Below are 3,382 nucleotides of genomic sequence, written 5' to 3'. Positions count from 1 at the left end.
AGGATCAAAAGATCGCAGCCTTCGGCAGCTCCTACAGGTAATGGATCAGCGCAACCGCTCAAGCATCTGGTAATACCACATCCCTGCCGCCAGCAACGGGTTGCCCAGCAGGTCGCCCATTGGCACGCGGATGTGCTGGCACGCGGCGAAAGTGTCGAACTGTTCCATTTGCCCAGTGATCGCCCGGCTCATGATCTCGCCCATGATGTGTGTGGTGGCGATGCCGTGTCCCGAGTAGCCCTGGCAATACCAGACGTTGTCCGAGAGCTTGCCCAGTTGCGGGATGCGGTTGATGACGATGCCCATCGCGCAGCTCCACTGGTAATCGATCGCCACACCTTTTAGCGCCGGGAACGTGCGTTCGATACACGGGCGCAGTTCCGCAGCGATGTCGCGCGAATCCTTGCCGCTGTAGTTGGCGCCGCCGCCGAACAGCAAACGGCCGTCGGCGGTGAGCCGGTAGTAATCGAGGACGAAGCGGCAGTCGTACACGGCGAGGTCTTCGGGGTTGATCTGTTTCGCCAGATCACCGAGCGGCGCGGTGGTGACGATGCCGCCCATGGCCGGGAAAATCTTGCCCTTGAGCTGGCCCGGTTCGAGCTTGTGATAGACGTCACCGGCGAGCATCACCTGACTGGCGTCGATCTGGCCGTGAGCGGTGCGCACGCCAGGTGTGTCGCCGTGGATGATCTCCAGCACTTCACTGTTTTCGAAGATCAGCGCGCCCAGGCTTTCGGCTGCGCGTGCTTCGCCAAGGCACAGGTTGAGCGGGTGCAGATGCATGTTGCGGGTGTTCTTGATCGCGCCGTGGTAGAGCTCGCTTTGCAGCAGGTCGCGAACCTGGCTGCGGTCGAGCAGGCTCACTTCATCGCCTAATCCGCGACGCACGGCTTCGTCGTAATCCTTGCGCAGATCGACCATGTGGCTCGGCTTGTACGCCGCGTGCAGATGGCCGTATTTGAGGTCGCACTCGATGCCATATTTCTCGACGCGCTCGCGGATGATTTCATGCCCGCGCCAGCGCAGATGCCAGATGAAATCGTCCACGTCATCGCCCAGTTTCGCGCGCATCTGCTTGCGCATCGCGCCGTCGCCGGAGAGGCTGCCGGTGACTTGCCCGCCATTGCGCCCGGTGGCGCCCCAGCCGATCTTGTGGCTTTCGACGATGGCGACTTTCAGGCCTTTTTCCGCCAGCTCGACGGCAGTGGCGACGCCAGTGAAACCGCCGCCGATGATCACCACATCGACCTTGTGCCGGCCTTGCACGGTCGGGTAGTCGGTGTCGTGGTTGAGGGTGGCGGTGTAATAGGAATTGCAGCGAATGGTCATGTCAGGGTCCACACAAATTTTGAAATCGAAGTGCAATTCCTGTGGGAGCTGGCTTGCCAGCGATAGCGAACTGTCAGTCACCGCCGATGGTGAATGTGCCGGCCTCATCGCTGGCAAGCCAGCTCCCACAGGGTTTGATGGTAAGGAATCAGGCTTCGGTCAGGTACCACCGCCAATCCTGCTCACCCACTTCAGCCATGAACTGCCGATACTCGGCACGCTTCACCGCCAGATACACCCCAAGGAATTCCTGCCCCAACGCCTCCCGTGCCCACGCGGAATTTTCCAGCGCCTGCAACGACGTCAGCCAATCGGTCGGCAGCAGTTCTTTCGCCTGGGCATAACCATTGCCCTCGACCGGTGCCCCCGGATCCAGCTCTTCACGGATGCCGCGATGAATGCCGGCGAGGATCGCTGCCGCTGCCAGATAAGGGTTGGCATCGGCGCCGCAGATGCGGTGTTCGATGTGTCGTGTCGGCGCCGGCCCGCCGGGTACGCGCAGGCTGACGGTGCGGTTGTCGACGCCCCAGGTCGGCGCCAGTGGCGCGTAGCTGTTGGCCTGGAAACGCCGGTAGGAGTTGGCGTTGGGGCAGAACAGCAGCAGCGAATCGAGCAGCGAGGCAAGCATGCCGCCAATCGCCGTGCGCAACAGCGGCGTGCCGGCCGGGTCTTCAGAAGCGAACAAATTACGCCCCTCGGCATCGGCCAGGCTGACGTGCATGTGCATGCCGGTGCCGGCCAGATCATCGAACGGCTTGGCCATGAACGTCGCCTGCATGCCGTGCTTGTGCGCCACGCCTTTGACCAGACGCTTGTAGCGCACCGCCTGATCCATCGCTTCCAGCGCATCGCCGTGTTCAAGGGTGATTTCCACTTGCCCCGGGGCGTATTCGGAGATCGCCGTGCGCGCCGGAATACCGTGCAGTTTGCACGCGCTGTAGAGGTCGGCGAGGAATGGCTCGATCTGCTCCAGCTCGCGCAAACCGTAGACTTGCGTGTGTCGCGGTCGTCCGCCGTCAGCGTCCAGCGCGGGTTGCGGGCGGCCGTTGTGGTCGCGTTTGGCGTCGAGCAGATAGAACTCCAGCTCGCACGCCATGATCGGATGATAACCCTCGGCCTTGAGCCCATCGATGACTTTGATCAGCAGGTGCCGAGGATCAGCGATGCTCGCCGGCATGCCCTCGCTCGGGTGCATGCTGACCTGCACCGCAGCGGTCGGAATCTGCCGCCACGGCAGGCGCACCAGACTGCCTTGCAGCGGATAGGCGCGGCAGTCGATGTCGCCCACATCCCAGACCAGTCCGGAGTTCTCGACGTCCTCGCCTTGTACGGTCAGGCCAAGGATGGTGCTCGGCAGCGGTCGGCCGCTTTCGTACACGGCGAGCAGTTCTTCACGGTGCAACAGCTTGCCGCGCGGCACGCCGTTGGCGTCGAGGATGAACAATTCGATCATGTCGATATCGGGGTTCTGTTCGAGGAACAGGCGTGCGTCTTCGGTGGCTGCGAATTTCATGGCAAATCACTCACGATGGCGCCGCACAGGCGCGCAGATTCGGCCGGACACGACGCGACAAAAAGGCGTAAGTGTCCCGGCAGGGATATCAGGAAAATCGGGAAATTGACTGTCGCGGTTACAGCTCACGCGATCAGGCAGGAATGGCGATATCCGGCGGGCGTGCGGAGTGACGCAGCTTGGAACGGCGCAGGGCCATGGGCAGATTGACGATGCGGTTCATACGCGGCCCCTGTTGCAGTGGGCGCGTACAGCAGAGACGTGCAACCTTTGCGGTTGTTGTGGTGACGTACTCATAACGCGTGTTTCCGTTGGCGGAAAGCGTCGGCGGCAGGGCAGGCCCGGCGACCGGTGTGCCCGGATAGTAAGGGGGAATTTGCGCGCGTGTAAATGGAAGATTCGTCGGTGGCGCGTTCCGGCGTTTGGGCTGCTTGACCGAGTTGCCTTTTTCGCGAGCAGGCTCGCTCCCACAGGAGAATGCATTTCAACTGTTTTCGCGAGCAGACTCGCTTCCGCAGGAGAGTGCATTTCAACTGTGGG

Annotated in this window: 2 protein-coding genes; both read right to left on the bottom strand. The window is 62.1% G+C overall.

The genetic code is table 11. From position 1 onward, the window contains the following. Window positions 1-45: 45 nt before the first annotated feature. Entirely contained in the window at window positions 46-1,329 is a 1,284-nt protein-coding gene (locus OQK_RS26880; protein WP_016775173.1) for an NAD(P)/FAD-dependent oxidoreductase, read from the bottom strand. 148 nt (window positions 1,330-1,477) lie between these two features. Continuing rightward, complete coding sequence (locus OQK_RS26875; RefSeq protein WP_016775172.1) at window positions 1,478-2,842, bottom strand: glutamine synthetase family protein; 1,365 nt, start codon at window positions 2,840-2,842, stop codon at window positions 1,478-1,480. Between the last annotated feature and the right edge of the window lie 540 nt (window positions 2,843-3,382).

The sequence above is a fragment of the Pseudomonas sp. R62 genome, from assembly GCF_000257605.1.
Lineage (GTDB): Bacteria > Pseudomonadota > Gammaproteobacteria > Pseudomonadales > Pseudomonadaceae > Aquipseudomonas > Aquipseudomonas atacamensis.
Note: the sequence above shows the minus strand (reverse complement) of the source record. Positions and strands in the feature narration are given on the sequence as shown.

Excerpts from the sequence above, each read along its gene's own strand:
- OQK_RS26875 (WP_016775172.1), bottom strand. The coding sequence starts at position 2,842 with ATGAAATTCGCAGCCACCGAAGACGCACGCCTGTTCCTCGAACAGAAC.
- OQK_RS26880 (WP_016775173.1), bottom strand. The coding sequence starts at position 1,329 with ATGACCATTCGCTGCAATTCCTATTACACCGCCACCCTCAACCACGAC.